The sequence below is a fragment of the Microbacterium sp. zg.B48 genome, assembly GCF_024623505.1.
Classification (GTDB): Bacteria; Actinomycetota; Actinomycetes; order Actinomycetales; family Microbacteriaceae; genus Microbacterium.
In genome coordinates this window covers 77,682-91,339 of record NZ_JANJFE010000005.1, presented here as the reverse complement: position 1 = coordinate 91,339, position 13,658 = coordinate 77,682, and the positions used below count along the sequence as shown (strand labels likewise).

The following is a 13,658-nucleotide window of genomic DNA, read 5'->3' as shown; positions in this document are numbered from 1 at the left end:
AAACGAAACGAAACCGATGACTGACGAATCACGCCCCGCCGTCCCCGAGCACAACCACGGCCGCATCGACCAGATCGATCTGCAGGCCGAGATGCAGCGCAGCTACCTCGACTACGCGATGAGCGTGATCATCGGGCGCGCGCTGCCCCGCGTCGAGGACGGCCTGAAACCCGTGCACCGCCGCGTCATCTACGCGATGTACGACGGCGGCTTCCGCCCGGACAAGTCCTTCTCCAAGTGCGCACGCGTCGTGGGCGAGGTGATGGGTCACTACCACCCGCACGGCGACGCGCCGATCTACGACGCACTGGTGCGCCTCGTGCAGCCGTGGTCGTTGCGCTACCCGCTGGCGCAGGGTCAGGGCAACTTCGGCTCTCCCGGCAACCAGGGCGCCGCTGCGCCGCGGTACACCGAGACCAAGATGGCTCAGCTCGCGCTCGAGATGGTGCGCGACATCGAAGAAGAGACCGTCGACTTCCAGGACAATTACGACGGTCAGACCCGTGAGCCGGTCGTCCTGCCCGCGCGCTTCCCCAACCTCCTGGTCAACGGCTCGGTCGGCATCGCCGTCGGAATGGCCACGAACATCCCGCCGCACAACCTCCGCGAGGTCGCCAGCGGGGCACTGTGGGCGCTGGCCCATCCGGACGCCAACCGCGAGGAGCTGCTCGAAGCGCTCATGGAGCGCATCCCCGGGCCGGACTTCCCGACGCACGCGCAGATCCTCGGCACCCGGGGCATCAAGGACGCCTACCGCACCGGGCGCGGCTCGATCACGATGCGTGCCGTCGTGAACGTCGAAGAGGTGCAGGGCCGCACCTGCCTGGTGATCACCGAGCTGCCTTATCAGGTCAACCCCGACAACGTCGCCGTCAAGATCAGCGACCTCGCCCGCGAGGGCAAGATCACCGGCATCGCCGATATCCGCGACGAGTCCTCCGGGCGCACCGGGCAGCGACTGGTGATCGTCCTGAAACGGGATGCCGTCGCGAAGGTCGTGCTGAACAACCTGTACAAGCACACCCAGCTGCAGGAGAACTTCGGCGCGAACATGCTCGCGATCGTGGACGGCGTGCCGCGCACGCTGCCGCTGGACGGGTTCATCACGCACTGGATCGATCACCAGATCGAGGTCATCGTCCGCCGCACGCAGTTCCGGCTGCGCAAGGCGGAGGAGCGCATGCACATCCTGCGCGGCTATCTGAAGGCGCTTGACGCGCTCGACGAGGTGATCGCGCTCATCCGCCGTTCACCGACCGTGGACGACGCCCGCGAAGGCCTGAAGGCGCTGCTGGAGATCGACGACATCCAGGCGGACGCGATCCTGACGATGCAGCTGCGTCGCCTGGCAGCCCTGGAGCGTCAGAAGATCATCGACGAGGCGGCGGAGCTGGAGTCGCAGATCGCGGACTTCAAGGCGATCCTGGCCGACCCGGTGCGTCAGCGCACGATCATCCGCGACGAGCTCACCTCCATCGTCGAGCGGTTCGGTGACGATCGACGCACCCAGATCCTGCCTGGGTACGACGGCGACATGTCGATCGAGGACCTGATCCCCGAGGAGGAGATGGTCATCACCGTCACCCGCGACGGCTACATCAAGCGCACCCGCAGCGACAACTACCGCCAGCAGCACCGCGGCGGTCGAGGAGTCAAGGGCGCACAGCTGCGCGCCGACGACGTGGTGGAGCACTTCTTCGTCACCACGACCCACCACTGGCTCCTGTTCTTCACCACCAAGGGCCGGGTGTACCGCGCGAAGGCGTACGAGGTGCCGGAGGCCGGCCGCGATGCGAAGGGCCAGCACGTCGCGAACCTGCTGGCGCTGCAGCCGGATGAGGAGATCGCACAGATCCTCGACATCCGGGACTACAGCGTGGCCACCTATCTCGTGCTGGCCACGCGCAGCGGACTCGTCAAGAAGACGCGGCTCACCGAGTACGACACCAACCGCCAAGGCGGGGTCATCGCGATCCGGCTGCGCGAGGGTGACGAGGTGACCAGTGCACTGCTGGTCGAGGAGGGCGATGACATCCTGCTCATCAGCCGTCACGGGATGTCGCTCCGCTTCGTCGCCACCGACGATTCGCTGCGGCCGATGGGACGCTCCACCGAGGGAGTGAAGGGGATGTCCTTCCGCGAGGGGGACAGCCTCCTGTCCGCATCCGTCGCCGAGCCCGGCGCCTTCGTCTTCGTGGTCACCGATGGCGGGTACGCCAAGCGCACCGCCATCGAGCAGTACCGCCGCCAGAGCCGCGGCGGACTGGGCATCAAGGTGGCGCGTCTGAGTGACGATCGGGGCGTCCTGGCCGGCGGTTTGATGGTCTCCGAGGACGACGAGGTCTTGGTGGTTCTTGCCAGTGGCAAGGTGGTACGCTCTGCCGTGGCCGAGGTCCCTGCCAAGGGTCGCGACACCATGGGCGTCGTCTTCACCCGCGCCGACGACGATGATCGCATCATCGCGATCGCCCGCAACGGAGAGCGTGGCCTCACCGAGACATCAGAGGCCGCCGACACGGAAGCAGTTCTCGTGCCCGGCACACCCGAGGCCTCCGCCGAGACCCCCGAAGAGAGTACTGACGCATGAGCACCGTAGCCGACAAGCTCGCAAAGAAGTCCAGCCACAAGACCAGCGCCAAGCAGGTGCGCCTCCGCCTGGTGTACGTCGACTTCTGGTCGGCGGTGAAGCTGTCGTTCCTGGCCGCCGTCGCCCTCGCGATCGTCACCGTGGTGAGCTTCTTCCTGGTCTATCTGATCGTTCAGACCACGGGCCTGATCGGCAAGGTCGACGAGTTCTTCCAGAGCTTCTCGGACGGTGGGATCTCCATCACGGCGTTCGTCGGACTGCCGCAGGTGATGGCGTTCGCCGCGATCGTGGCCATCCTGAACCTCGTCGTCGTCACCGTGCTCGGCGCGGTGATCGCCGGGATCTACAACCTTGCGGTCAAGGTGACCGGCGGCCTGCTGGTCGGGTTCACCTCGAACTGATGCCGACTCCGGGTCGCCTCGGCGGCGCACAGACGGCGGGCGATGCGCGCCCGTGGCCCGGATTCGTCAAATGCCCGCGATTCGGGTAAAGTCTTGCAGGTTGACGGCGCTCGCGTCGCAGCGAAAACGGGGCTATAGCTCAGGCGGTTAGAGCGCTTCACTGATAATGAAGAGGTCCCAGGTTCAAGTCCTGGTAGCCCCACAAGTCCGGGGCCTTAGCTCAGTTGGTAGAGCGCCTGCTTTGCAAGCAGGATGTCAGGAGTTCGAATCTCCTAGGCTCCACAGTGCAAGAAGCACCGGCCCGTCAGGGTCGGTGCTTCTTGGGTTTCCGGGTGGAGGGATTCGATCGGCTCGCGCGATCGCTCGTCGGTAGAGTCGAGCCATGGACACGCGGGTCGCGGCGTACGCCGTCATCATCGACGCCGATGATCGGATGCTGCTGGCCCACTGGAACGAGGGGCGCCGTGCGGCGTGGACTCTTCCCGGGGGCGGGCTGGATCCCGGCGAGGATCCGGTGCATGCCGTGCGCCGTGAAGTGCGCGAGGAGACGGGCTACCGGGTGGCCGTGGGCGAGCTCCTCGGCATCCACTCGCGGGTGATTCCGGCCGCACGACGGCTCACACCCGGTGCCACGGGTCCCCTGCACGCCCTTCGCATCGTGTACCGCGCGAGGGTGATCGGCGGCCGACTGCGCAACGAGACCAACGGGTCCACCGATCGCGCGGGGTGGTTCCCGCTGCAGAGCCTGCACACGCTGCACCGGGTCAAGCTGGTGGACATCGCGCTGAAGATGGCGCGCCGCGACTGAGGCGCCGGAAGCTACGGGATCGACTGCGAGATGTCGGCCACGGTTGCGCCGTACGCACCGATGAGGTCATCGGCCTCCACGAACAGGCTGTAGCCATGGGCGCCGGCGCCCATGGCGACACGCTGGCCGACGATGCGCTCGTCGGCGAAGACGGGCCAGTCGTGGATGCTGCCGATGGGCACGATCGTGCCCCGCTCATAGCCGGTCGCCGCCAGCGCCCGGGCCGGATCGGGCAGTTGCAGCTTGTTCACGCCGACCACAGCGCGCAGCTTCGGCCAGGAGATCGCGCGGTCGCCGGGGATGAGCGCGAACAGATAGGTGTCATCGCTGCGCTTGACCACGAGTGTCTTGACGATTCCCGCGGGAGGGATGCCGAGCAGCTCGGCCGCCTCGGCGAGGCTGTTCGCTGCCGGGCGCGGCCGTATCTGGATGGGCAGTCCGCGGGCCGCAGCGGCAGCGCGGACCCGCGCCGTCGGGTCCATGGCGTCGTTCATCGTCCCAGGCTAGCGACGAAGAAGAGCCCCACCGAATGGCAGGGCTCTTCGTCGATTCCGCTCAGGCGTCGGGTGCGCGCAGCGGGTCGTCGGCGACCCACAGCTCATCGTCGGCCCGAAGCGTCTGCCAGGCCGCGTAGACCACGCCGACAGCAGCCGCGACACCCAGGATGATCGCGACGACGCCTCCGGCGCCGATGCCCTTCTTGGGCGGGTCGAGGACGCGCAGCTTCTGCGCCATGCGCTTGGATGCCTGCGCGCCGTACTTGTCGGCCTTCTTCGCATACGCTGCAGCATCCGGGAGCGCGAACCCCTTACCGGTGGTGAGACGCGAACGGGTGTCGTTCGCGGCGTCCCACACCGACAGCGCGGATCCGACCACGGCTCCGGCGGTGGGGACGACCTTGTCGCTCAGCACGTGCTTGGAGAACTGCATCCCCTTGTCGACATAAGGGGCGGCATACTTTCCGTAACCCGCCTGCACCGAGGGCACGACCTGTTCGCGACCGAAGTGGCCGAGCTGCCTGCTGGCCTCGCGCGCCACGTTCGCGGCTTCGCCGACGAGGACCTGCTGTGACTCCCAGAGATTGTTCGCCTGCACCTGGAGTCGGCGGAGTTCCTTCTTGCGCTTGCGGTTGACGCTCACGGTTGCCCTCCCAAAGGCCGGGGGTAGTAGTTTTCCCATCTTGCCAGACCGCACCCGGGACGGGAGGGTTCCCACGGAACTCTGAGAGAATGGATGACATGCCTCAGCACACAGCGGTAGCCACCCTGCACACCAACTACGGCGACATCGTCGTCAACCTCTTCGGAGACCACGCTCCCCAGACGGTCGCGAACTTCATCGGGCTGTCCGACGGATCAAAGGAGTGGACCGACCCGGCAAGCGGAAAGCCCGGCACGGGCCCGCTGTACAAGGACGTCGTGTTCCACCGCATCATCTCAGGGTTCATGATCCAGGGCGGCGACCCGCTCGGACAGGGCACCGGCGGCCCGGGCTACAACTTCAACGACGAGATCAACGGCGAGCTGACCTTCACCGCGCCGTACAAGTTGGCGATGGCCAATGCAGGTCTGCGACGCAACGCGATCACCGGTCAGCCCGAGGGCACCAACGGTTCGCAGTTCTTCATCACGGTCCCCGGTCAGGGCGGTCGCGGACCGGAGTGGCTGCAGGGCAAGCACACGATCTTCGGCGAGGTCGCCGATGACGCCTCCAAGGCCGTCGTCGACACGATCAGCGCGCTGCCCACGGCAGCCGGCGACCGTCCGCTCGAGCCCGTCGTGCTGCAGTCGGTCGACGTCGTCGCCGTCTAGGACCTCGCACCGCGCGTGACCTCGCCTGATTTCGCTGGCAACAGCGACAACTACTGCTACCGGCATCCCGACCGGCAGAGCTTCGTGCTGTGCCAGCGATGTCTGCGTACGGTCTGTCCGGAGTGCCAGACGCAGGGCGCGGTCGGCGTGATCTGCCCGGAGTGCATGGGCGAGCAGCAGAAGAGCCAGACCGCGGCGCAGCGCAAGGCCGAACGACGCTGGACCCGTCCGCGGGCCGCCACCGTCGCCGACTCCCGGCCGCTGGTGACCTACGGGATCATCGGGCTCACGCTGCTGGTCTACCTGACGCAGTTGATCCCGGGACTGGCCGTCCAGGAGCTGCTCGCCTTCAACAGTCTGTTCGTCATGCCGGCGTGGGGTGTCGCACCTTTTCAGCCGTGGCGTCTGTTCACCGTGCTGCTCGTGCACAGCGGCTTCTTCCACGTCGGGCTCAACATGCTCGCCGTGTGGATGATCGGCCGCAGCCTGGAACCGCTGCTGGGACGCTGGCGGTTCCTCGCGCTGTACCTGATGGGTGGACTCGGCGGCTCGGTGGGTGTGGCGCTCATCGCTCCGGGCATCTGGGTGGTCGGCGCATCCGGTGCGGTCTTCGGCCTGCTCGGGGCTCTGCTGGTGATCGGTCGGCACATCGGCGCCAACATCCGCGGCATCGTCCTGATCCTGGGCATCAACCTGGTGATCGGCTTCGTCCCGGGCTTCCAGGTCGCGTGGCAGGCGCACATCGGCGGTCTCGCCGTCGGTGCGCTGGTCGGCCTGGTGTACGCGCGGACGCGATCGGTTCGACGCCGGGCCCTGCAGCTGTGGCTGCTCGCCGCCATCACGGTGGGGCTGTTCGCGCTGCTGCTGGTGCCGCCGCTGATCTACGGGTGATCCGCTCACGCGGGGCCTCGATACGCGCGCTCTGCGCGCTACTCGACCTTGCCCCGTGACGCATCAACGCCGCTGCGCGGCATTGATCCGCTCACGCGGCAAGAGTTATCCACAGGTTCATCCACAGCTGGGGATGAATCACACCGGTGTAATTCCCGAGCCGGTGGTGTGCGGATGGGCGTCAGCGCCAGCGTGTCGTCATGAGGAATCCGACGAAGGCGATGCCGAATCCGATGACGAGGTTCCAGGCACCGACGCCGGGAATGGGGAACTGCTGGCCGCTCAGATAGAACACCAGCACCCAGACCAGCCCGACCAGCATCAGGCCGATCATGATCGGCTTGAACCACACCGGGTTGGGTGCGGCTTCGCCTTCGGTGCGCTCCACGAGGGAGTCGTCGTCTTTGCCGGGTCGCGCCATAGCGATATCCTACCCTGCCGCCCCAGGCGGCCCGGCGATCGCCCGGACCCGGCTCCCGGCGGGACCACAGCGGCACTGGCTTAGAATCCACCTGTGGACGAGGCGACGAACGACGACGGGCGCAACACCCCGACGCGACGCGATCGGCGCAGGAATCCACCGTCGCGACGAGGCCTCTCGATCATGGGCGTCCTGGGCGAGCTCTTCATCACGGTCGGCGTGATCGCGCTGCTGTACGTGTCGTGGCAGCTGTGGATCGGGGACCTCATCATCGGCGCCCAGTTCAAGGACGAGGCGAAGTCGCTGTCTGAGCAGTGGGCCTCACAGGAGCCGACCGAGCCGCCGACGAGCAGTGCGCAGCCCACCGCACCCAACGAGCCGCCCGTCGCCGACCCCATCGAGCCGACCCCCGTGGAGGCGCCGATCCTTGCCGAGCCGGCAGAGGGCGAGATCTTCGGGATCATGCGGATCCCGCGGTTGGGCCCGGATTACTTCTTCAACATGGCCGGCGGGGTGGACGCCTCGGTCACGCTCAACCCCATCGGCATCGGGCACTACCCGGGCACGTCCATGCCCGGGGCGACGGGCAACTTCGCCGTCGCCGGCCACCGCGGCAGCCATGGAGCTCCCTTCCAGGACCTGCCCGCGCTTCGGGTGAACGATGCGATCGTTGTGGAGACCGCCGACGGCTGGTACACCTACCGGTTCCGCAACCTCGAATACGTCCAGCCCGACCAGGTCGAGGTGCTGCTGCCGGTGCCACAGGTCGACGATGCGACGGCGACCGACAAGCTCATCACGATGACCACATGCAGTCCGCGCTACGGATTCTCCGAACGCGTGATCGCGTACGGCGTGTTCGAGTCGTTCACCCCACGCTCGGCCGGGCCACCGGCATCCCTCACCGAAGGAGTGACCGCCTGATGTACGCGGCGCTATGGCGAGTCCTGCCCGGCCCGTGGTGGGTTCGGCTCCTCATTCTGCTGGTCCTGATCGCTGCGGTGCTCTACGGCCTGTTCTTCTACGCATTCCCCTGGATCGGCGAGATCGTCAACCCCCAGGACGTCACCGTTGGCTGAGTGCGCTCCCGGGCGGCTGAGGTGAGCGCGCCGATCCTCGTCGTGGACAATCACGACAGCTTCGTCCACACGCTCGTCGGGTACCTCCACGAGCTCGGTGCGGACACGGACCTCGTCGAGGCGGATGCGATCGCGACGGATGCCGCGGCATCCGTCATCGCGGACTACCGGGGCGTGCTCGTCTCACCCGGTCCCGGCACTCCGGCGCGCGCGGGAGCGTCGATCGCAGTGGTGCGAGCCGCCGCGACCGCCCGGATCCCGCTGCTGGGCGTCTGCCTCGGCCATCAGGCCATCGCCGAGGCGTACGGTGCGACGGTGGCTCATGCCCCCGAACTCATGCACGGAATGGTCTCCCTGGTGGAGCACGACGACGATCCCCTCTACGCGGGGCTGCCCAGTCCGTTCACGGCGACCCGGTATCACTCGCTCGCGATCGTCCCTGGCACGCTGCCGGCGGAGCTGGTCGTCACGAGTCAGACCGACAGTGGCGTCATCATGGGCATCGCGCATCGGACGGCGCCGATCCAGGGCGTCCAGTTCCACCCGGAGGCCGTGCTCACCGAGGGCGGCCACCGCCTGCTGGGCAACTGGCTCGAATCCGTCGGCTTCGCCGACGCGTCCGCCCGCGGCGCCGCGCTGCATCCGCGGCGCTGACCCGACGACCCACCCTGCCCGCACACGGCATCGACCGCGCTGCCCGAGCGTTCCCGGATGCGCGGCCGATCAGGGTCCGGAGCAGTAGGTGAGGATCACGTCGGAGTGGATCGGCGCCTCACCCGGTGCGATCGACTGCGTCCTGACGACCGGCGGGTCCACGGCCGTGCACGAGGGATCCTCCTGGGCGGTGACGACGAGCTGGGATTCCGGCCCCTCGAGCTCGCGGGTGGCCGCCTCGAGCGTGTACCCGGTGACGTCGTTGATCACGACGCGTCCGGTGGCCGCCACGACGTTCACCGTCGCTCCGACCGGGAGCTTGGCCCCCGCCGGCTGATCGGCCGAGATGATCGTGCCGGCCCCCAGCGCCGGATCGTTGCGCGGGGTGACCGCGCCCAGCGCGAGGTCCGCGTCGGCGAGTGCGGCCGCCGCGGCATCCTGACCGAGCCCCTCCAGAGTCGGGACGGTCGTGGTCGCCTGCCCGGTGGACACGTAGACACGCACCTCCTGGCCGGGGCTGACCGAGGCGCCCGCGCCGGGGTCGGTGCGGATGACATTTCCCACCGCGACGCTGGAGTTCGGCTCGTCCACGCGGAAGGCGGTCAGATCCTCGTCGCCGATCTCCACGCTCGCGCGCTCGTAGGTCATACCGGCGACATCGGGAACCAGTCGCGCGTTGGACGGCACGTCGGTTCCGGGCCGGATGGACAGGACCCAGAAGAGCACGGAGATCAGCAGCACGGCCAGGATGGCCACGCTCGCCCAGATCCAGGCCACCGGCGGGCCCGCCTGGGTCCGCTTCATGGTGGTGTCGGTGCTGAGCTGACGGAGGGATCGCGCCGTCTCGGCGGCCTGCCGCGGGTTGGGGCCGTACAGCTCGCTGGTCAGGGCGCCGACCGCCTTCTTGGACGGCACCTTGCCGCCCACCGTCGCGTCGAGGGCCTCGCGGAACGCGGCGGCATCCTGGTAGCGCTGGAACGGATCCTTCGCGAGCGCACGGAGGATCACCGCATCCAGCGTGCGCGGGACCGACTCATTCACCTCGGACGGCGGCAGGGGTGCCTCGCTGACGTGCTGGTAGGCGACCGCGACCGGCGATTCGCCGCGGAACGGGGGACGGCCGGTCACCAGCTCGTACAGGACCACACCGGCCGAGTACACGTCCGCCCGCGCGTCGACCGGCTCGCCCTTGGCCTGCTCGGGCGAGAAGTACGCGGCGGTGCCCAGGATCGCCGTCGTCTCGGCGACCGTCGAGGACGAGTCCGACACCGCGCGGGCGATGCCGAAGTCCATCACCTTGACCTGGCCGGCGTCGGTGACCATGACGTTTCCGGGCTTGATGTCGCGGTGCACCACACCGGCGCGGTGCGAATACTCCAGCGCCTCCAGGATGCCGTCCACATAGCGCACGGCGTCCGGCACGGGTACCGGGCCGGCGCTGATGATGTCCTTCAGGAGCGCGCCGTGGACCAGCTCCATGACGATGTACGGCACCGGCCGCACCGTGCCGTCCGGGCCCATCTCGGTGTCTTCGCCGGCATCGAAGACGCGCACGATCGTGGGATGCGCCATTCGCGAGGCAGCCTGAGCTTCCAGGCGGAAGCGTGTGCGGAACGCATTGTCGTTGGCGAGGTCCCGGTTCAGCAGCTTGATGGCCACCTGCCGACCGAGGGTCAGGTCGTACCCGCGATAGACGGTGGCCATACCGCCACGACCGATGAGCTCGTCGACTCGGTAGCGCCCCGAAAGCACGCGCGGCTCAGCTGTCACGGTCACTCCCTGGGTGGAACAGAGCCAGCCTAACCGCTGCGGCTCGACTCACTGAATCGAACGCTTACGGGGTCGGTGTGGGATCCGGTGCGGACGGCTGGATCTGCGCGTTCGCTTCGCCGGAGGGCCCGCTCTCGCGCTGCCCGGCCGAACCGCCCGAGCACGTCACGGTATAGGTCACGATGATCGTCTGACCGGGGCTGTTGTCGGCCAGCAGCCGACCGTTGCGGTCGTTCGGACCGAACGCGGCCGTGGACTGACCGGTGCTCGAGAACGTCCCATGCACGGCCGTGAAGTTGTACGCGCTGACCTGGCCCGTTCCGGAGGGACAGGTGTATCCCGACCAGGAGATCTGCGTCTCCTCGCCGGCGACCACGGTTCCCTCCATGGTCGGCGCGGCCGGAGCGGGCAGAGCCACCTGATCCACGTAGTACGTCAGCGTCAGCAGCTGCGAGGGCGGAATGTTGCCCGATGGGCTCACGCGGTAGACCTTGTTGACATCGTTCGCGGTCGGAGCCGGGTCTCCCGCGACGCAGTCCACGGCATCCACGCCCGCATCGCGCGCCCGCGTGGCCGCCTCGGTGCAATCCAGCCCCTCCAGGCCGAGCGTGTCCACCGGGATGGTCGACGTGGTCGGCGTCGGTGTGGGCGTCGGCGGGGTTTCCGTCGGAGTCGCCGAAGTCGTCGTGGGGGCCGGTTCCGGCTGCTGATTGGCCAGGAACGCCCAGACCGTGCCGCCCAGGACCAGCAGCAGCAGCACGATGAGGGCGATCAGCGGCCAGGTCCACGGGCTGCGCTTCTTGGGCTCCGGAGTCTGCTCCGGGGCATCGGGTGCCGGCAGCAGACGCGTCGCGGCGCCGGTCTGTCCGGCCGAGGTCAGCAGCTGGGTCATGTCGTCGCCGGTCGATGCACCGGTCGCGACCGCCGGAACCGCAGCTGCGGCAGCGGCCACGTCGCCCCGCCGCAGTGCGGTGGCCGCACGGGCCACCGCCGCCGCAGACGCGGGGCGGTCTTCGGGCTTCTTGGCGATCATGGCCATGACCAGGTTCTGCACCGGCACGGCCACGGTCGGCGGCAGCGGCGCCGGCTGCTCGTTGATCTGGGCCATAGCGATGGCGACCTGGGATTCGCCGGTGAAGGGCCGCCGTCCGGCGAGGCACTCGTACGCGACGATGCCCAGTGAGTAGGTGTCGGTGGCCGGCGACGCGGGATGGCCGGACGCCTGCTCGGGTGAGAGGTACTGCACCGTGCCCATCACCTGGCCGGTCGCGGTCAGCGGAACCTGGTCAGCGATGCGCGCGATGCCGAAGTCGGTGATCTTGACGCGGCCGTCCGGGGTGATCAGCAGGTTGCCCGGCTTGATGTCTCGGTGCACGAGCCCGGCAGCATGCGCCGCCTGCAGCGCCGCGGAGGTCTGCGCGACGATGTCGAGCGTCTTGTCGGTCGAGAGCGATCCGTCACGTTCGAGGATCGTGGACAGCGCCTCGCCGGGCACGAGTTCCATCACCAGGAACGCGCTGCCGGCCTCCTCGCCGTAGTCGAAGACGCTGGCGATGCCTTCGTGGTTCACCAGGGCGGCGTGACGCGCCTCGGCGCGGAACCGCTCCAGGAATCCCGGGTCGCCCATGTACTCGTCTTTGAGGATCTTGATGGCGACCGTACGTCCGATAACGTGGTCCGTCGCTTCCCACACCTCACCCATGCCGCCGATCGCGATCCGCGAGTCCAACTCGTAGCGGCCGCCGAAGGTCACTCCCTGCGTCGGTCTCATCGTCCCAGCACCGCCTCCATGACCTTCTTCGCGACCGGTGCTGCGATCGTATTGCCGCTGCCCGACTGACCCTCGCCGCCGCCGTCTTCGATCACGACGGCAACGGCCACCTGCGGGTTGTCCGCGGGAGCGAACCCGGTGAACCACAGTGTGTACGGCTGACCTGATCCGTTCTCCGCGGTGCCTGTCTTGCCGCCCACATCGACCCCGTCCATTCTTGCACCCGACGCAGCACCGTCACTGACATTGGCGACCATCATCGCCGCGAGATCCGCGGCGAGCGCGGAATCCAGCGCTCGTCCGAATTCGGTGTCCTGGAAGCTCTGCTGCACCGAGAGATCGGCGCCGATGACCTGGTCGACCATGCGTGGGTTCATGACCAGTCCTTTGTTCGCGATGCCCGCCGAGACCATCGCCATCTGAAGCGGAGTCGCGGTGACCTGTCCCTGGCCGAATCCGGTGAGCGCCGTCTGCGGATCATCCAGCCCCCGCGGATAGCTGGAGGGTGTCGCCTTCAGCGGAATGGACAGCCCCGCGTTGAAGCCGTACTTGTCCGCCTCCTCGCGGATCGCGGTGTCGCCGAGCTGCACCGCCAGCTCCGCGAACGGGATGTTGCAGCTGAGGCGCAGCGCATCGGCGAGCGTCACCGTCTCGCCGGGTCCGCACGTGCCGCCGCTGGCGTTGAAGACCACGCTGCTGGACTGCGGCAGCTGGTAGGAGGCGGGATTGGGCAGCGCAGACTGCGCAGTCCACTCACCGGAGGCGAGAGCGGCGGAGGCGACGACCAGCTTGAAGGTCGACCCCGGCGGGTTCAGGTCTCCGCCGATCGCGCGGTTGAACAGCGGGTGCGCGGGGTCCGTCTCCAGCTGGTCGTAGACGGCGTTGACCTCGTTCGTGTTGTGCGAGGCCAGCAGATTGGTGTCGAAGCTGGGGCTGGTGACCATCGCCAGCACCTTGCCGGTGGACGGCTCGATCGCCACGACCGCGCCCTCCAGGGTGCCCAGGGCGTCATACGCAGCCCGCTGGATGTCGGCATCCAGGGTGACCAAGACGTTGGAGCCCCGCGGCGGCTGCCCGGTGAAGATGCGCTCGACGCGGTCGAGGAACTGGGATCCGGCGGTGCCGCTCAGCTCCTGGTTCATCGCCTGCTCCAGGCCGGTCGCCGCGCCCAGGGCGGGATTGATGTAGCCGGTCACCGGTGCCCACATGGGCGCGTCGGCGTAGACCCGCTGCCAGCTGAACACGTCGTCCGAGGGCACCGAGGACGCGATCGCGGCACCGCTGGCGATGATCGAGCCGCGCTGCACCTCGTACGAGTCGTAGAGCGATCGGGTATTGCGGTCGTTTTCGGCCAGCGTCTCGGCCTGGACGACCTGGATCACGCTGGTCGAGGCGAACAGGGCGAGGAACATCAGGAGCATCAGGATGCTCAGACGCCTGAGCTCTTTCGTCATCCCGCTCCCCC

14 protein-coding genes and 2 tRNA genes are annotated in these 13,658 nt (G+C 68.1%); 10 read left to right on the top strand and 6 right to left on the bottom strand.

Going from position 1 to position 13,658, the window contains the following annotated elements:
- Positions 1 to 16 precede the first annotated feature (16 nt).
- The 5 genes from gyrA to NQ152_RS04375 all read left to right on the top strand — a co-directional run bounded on the left by gyrA (position 17) and on the right by NQ152_RS04375 (position 3,796).
- Positions 17 to 2,587, top strand: a complete 2,571-nt coding sequence (gene gyrA / locus NQ152_RS04395) for a DNA gyrase subunit A (protein ID WP_257500958.1) — start codon at positions 17 to 19, stop codon at positions 2,585 to 2,587.
- Entirely contained in the window at positions 2,584 to 2,988 is a 405-nt protein-coding gene (locus tag NQ152_RS04390; RefSeq protein WP_257523141.1) for a DUF3566 domain-containing protein, read from the top strand. Before gyrA ends, NQ152_RS04390 begins: the two co-directional genes overlap by 4 nt.
- 128 nt (positions 2,989 to 3,116) lie before the next feature.
- A tRNA-Ile gene (locus NQ152_RS04385) sits at positions 3,117 to 3,190 on the top strand.
- Between the two features lie 7 nt (positions 3,191 to 3,197).
- Positions 3,198 to 3,270, top strand: a tRNA-Ala gene (locus NQ152_RS04380).
- 100 nt (positions 3,271 to 3,370) lie between these two features.
- Positions 3,371 to 3,796 carry an NUDIX hydrolase gene (locus tag NQ152_RS04375; RefSeq protein WP_257523140.1) on the top strand — a complete coding sequence of 142 codons (426 nt, stop codon included), beginning with the start codon at positions 3,371 to 3,373 and terminating at the stop codon, positions 3,794 to 3,796.
- Between the two features lie 11 nt (positions 3,797 to 3,807).
- Here the strand turns inward: NQ152_RS04375 and NQ152_RS04370 are convergent, their stop codons facing one another.
- Together NQ152_RS04370 and NQ152_RS04365 are read right to left on the bottom strand one after the other, a co-directional pair.
- The gene (locus NQ152_RS04370) at positions 3,808 to 4,290 is read right to left on the bottom strand and encodes an aminoacyl-tRNA deacylase (protein WP_374113558.1); all 483 of its coding nucleotides are present in this window, start codon (positions 4,288 to 4,290) and stop codon (positions 3,808 to 3,810) included.
- A gap of 61 nt (positions 4,291 to 4,351) precedes the next feature.
- Positions 4,352 to 4,936: a DNA helicase gene (locus NQ152_RS04365; protein WP_257523139.1), complete on the bottom strand. Its 585-nt coding sequence runs from the start codon at positions 4,934 to 4,936 to the stop codon at positions 4,352 to 4,354.
- Positions 4,937 to 5,034: 98 nt separating this feature from the next.
- On the opposite strand from NQ152_RS04365, the gene NQ152_RS04360 reads away from it, so the two are divergent.
- On the top strand, positions 5,035 to 5,607 hold the full coding sequence (locus tag NQ152_RS04360) for a peptidylprolyl isomerase (protein WP_257500954.1): 573 nt from the start codon (positions 5,035 to 5,037) through the stop codon (positions 5,605 to 5,607).
- 15 nt (positions 5,608 to 5,622) lie between these two features.
- A complete protein-coding gene (locus NQ152_RS04355) occupies positions 5,623 to 6,498 on the top strand; it encodes a rhomboid family intramembrane serine protease (protein ID WP_257523138.1) in 876 nt (291 codons plus the stop codon).
- Positions 6,499 to 6,679: 181 nt separating this feature from the next.
- Here the strand turns inward: NQ152_RS04355 and NQ152_RS04350 are convergent, their stop codons facing one another.
- The gene (locus NQ152_RS04350) at positions 6,680 to 6,919 is read right to left on the bottom strand and encodes a cell division protein CrgA (RefSeq protein ID WP_257523137.1); all 240 of its coding nucleotides are present in this window, start codon (positions 6,917 to 6,919) and stop codon (positions 6,680 to 6,682) included.
- 93 nt (positions 6,920 to 7,012) lie between these two features.
- On the opposite strand from NQ152_RS04350, the gene NQ152_RS04345 reads away from it, so the two are divergent.
- Genes NQ152_RS04345 through NQ152_RS04335 form a run of 3 tightly spaced genes read left to right on the top strand, consistent with a single transcriptional unit; the run spans position 7,013 to position 8,652 of the window.
- Entirely contained in the window at positions 7,013 to 7,843 is an 831-nt protein-coding gene (locus tag NQ152_RS04345) for a class E sortase (protein WP_257500951.1), read from the top strand.
- Complete coding sequence (locus tag NQ152_RS04340) at positions 7,843 to 7,998, top strand: hypothetical protein (protein ID WP_257500950.1); 156 nt, start codon at positions 7,843 to 7,845, stop codon at positions 7,996 to 7,998. The genes NQ152_RS04345 and NQ152_RS04340 overlap by 1 nt, the downstream gene beginning before the upstream one ends.
- Positions 7,999 to 8,019: 21 nt before the next feature.
- Positions 8,020 to 8,652 carry a gamma-glutamyl-gamma-aminobutyrate hydrolase family protein gene (locus NQ152_RS04335; protein WP_257500949.1) on the top strand — a complete coding sequence of 211 codons (633 nt, stop codon included), beginning with the start codon at positions 8,020 to 8,022 and terminating at the stop codon, positions 8,650 to 8,652.
- A 69-nt stretch (positions 8,653 to 8,721) separates the two neighbouring features.
- Here NQ152_RS04335 and pknB read toward each other — a convergent pair whose 3' ends face one another.
- The 3 genes from pknB to NQ152_RS04320 form a co-directional block, all read right to left on the bottom strand.
- Positions 8,722 to 10,422, bottom strand: a complete 1,701-nt coding sequence (gene pknB, locus NQ152_RS04330) for a Stk1 family PASTA domain-containing Ser/Thr kinase (RefSeq protein ID WP_257500948.1) — start codon at positions 10,420 to 10,422, stop codon at positions 8,722 to 8,724.
- Between the two features lie 64 nt (positions 10,423 to 10,486).
- Positions 10,487 to 12,193 carry a serine/threonine-protein kinase gene (locus NQ152_RS04325; protein ID WP_257500947.1) on the bottom strand — a complete coding sequence of 569 codons (1,707 nt, stop codon included), beginning with the start codon at positions 12,191 to 12,193 and terminating at the stop codon, positions 10,487 to 10,489.
- Positions 12,190 to 13,647, bottom strand: coding sequence for a penicillin-binding protein 2 (locus NQ152_RS04320; protein WP_257500946.1), 1,458 nt, complete (start codon positions 13,645 to 13,647; stop codon positions 12,190 to 12,192). Before NQ152_RS04320 ends, NQ152_RS04325 begins: the two co-directional genes overlap by 4 nt.
- Positions 13,648 to 13,658 lie beyond the last annotated feature (11 nt).

What these genes read in the sequence shown, in the direction of transcription:
- gyrA (WP_257500958.1), top strand. Translation starts at nt 17, where the DNA reads ATGACTGACGAATCACGCCCCGCCGTCCCCGAGCACAACCACGGCCGC.
- NQ152_RS04390 (WP_257523141.1), top strand. Translation starts at nt 2,584, where the DNA reads ATGAGCACCGTAGCCGACAAGCTCGCAAAGAAGTCCAGCCACAAGACC.
- NQ152_RS04375 (WP_257523140.1), top strand. Translation starts at nt 3,371, where the DNA reads ATGGACACGCGGGTCGCGGCGTACGCCGTCATCATCGACGCCGATGAT.
- NQ152_RS04370 (WP_374113558.1), bottom strand. Translation starts at nt 4,290, where the DNA reads ATGAACGACGCCATGGACCCGACGGCGCGGGTCCGCGCTGCCGCTGCG.
- NQ152_RS04360 (WP_257500954.1), top strand. Translation starts at nt 5,035, where the DNA reads ATGCCTCAGCACACAGCGGTAGCCACCCTGCACACCAACTACGGCGAC.
- NQ152_RS04350 (WP_257523137.1), bottom strand. Translation starts at nt 6,919, where the DNA reads ATGGCGCGACCCGGCAAAGACGACGACTCCCTCGTGGAGCGCACCGAA.
- NQ152_RS04340 (WP_257500950.1), top strand. Translation starts at nt 7,843, where the DNA reads ATGTACGCGGCGCTATGGCGAGTCCTGCCCGGCCCGTGGTGGGTTCGG.
- NQ152_RS04325 (WP_257500947.1), bottom strand. Translation starts at nt 12,193, where the DNA reads ATGAGACCGACGCAGGGAGTGACCTTCGGCGGCCGCTACGAGTTGGAC.
- NQ152_RS04320 (WP_257500946.1), bottom strand. Translation starts at nt 13,647, where the DNA reads ATGACGAAAGAGCTCAGGCGTCTGAGCATCCTGATGCTCCTGATGTTC.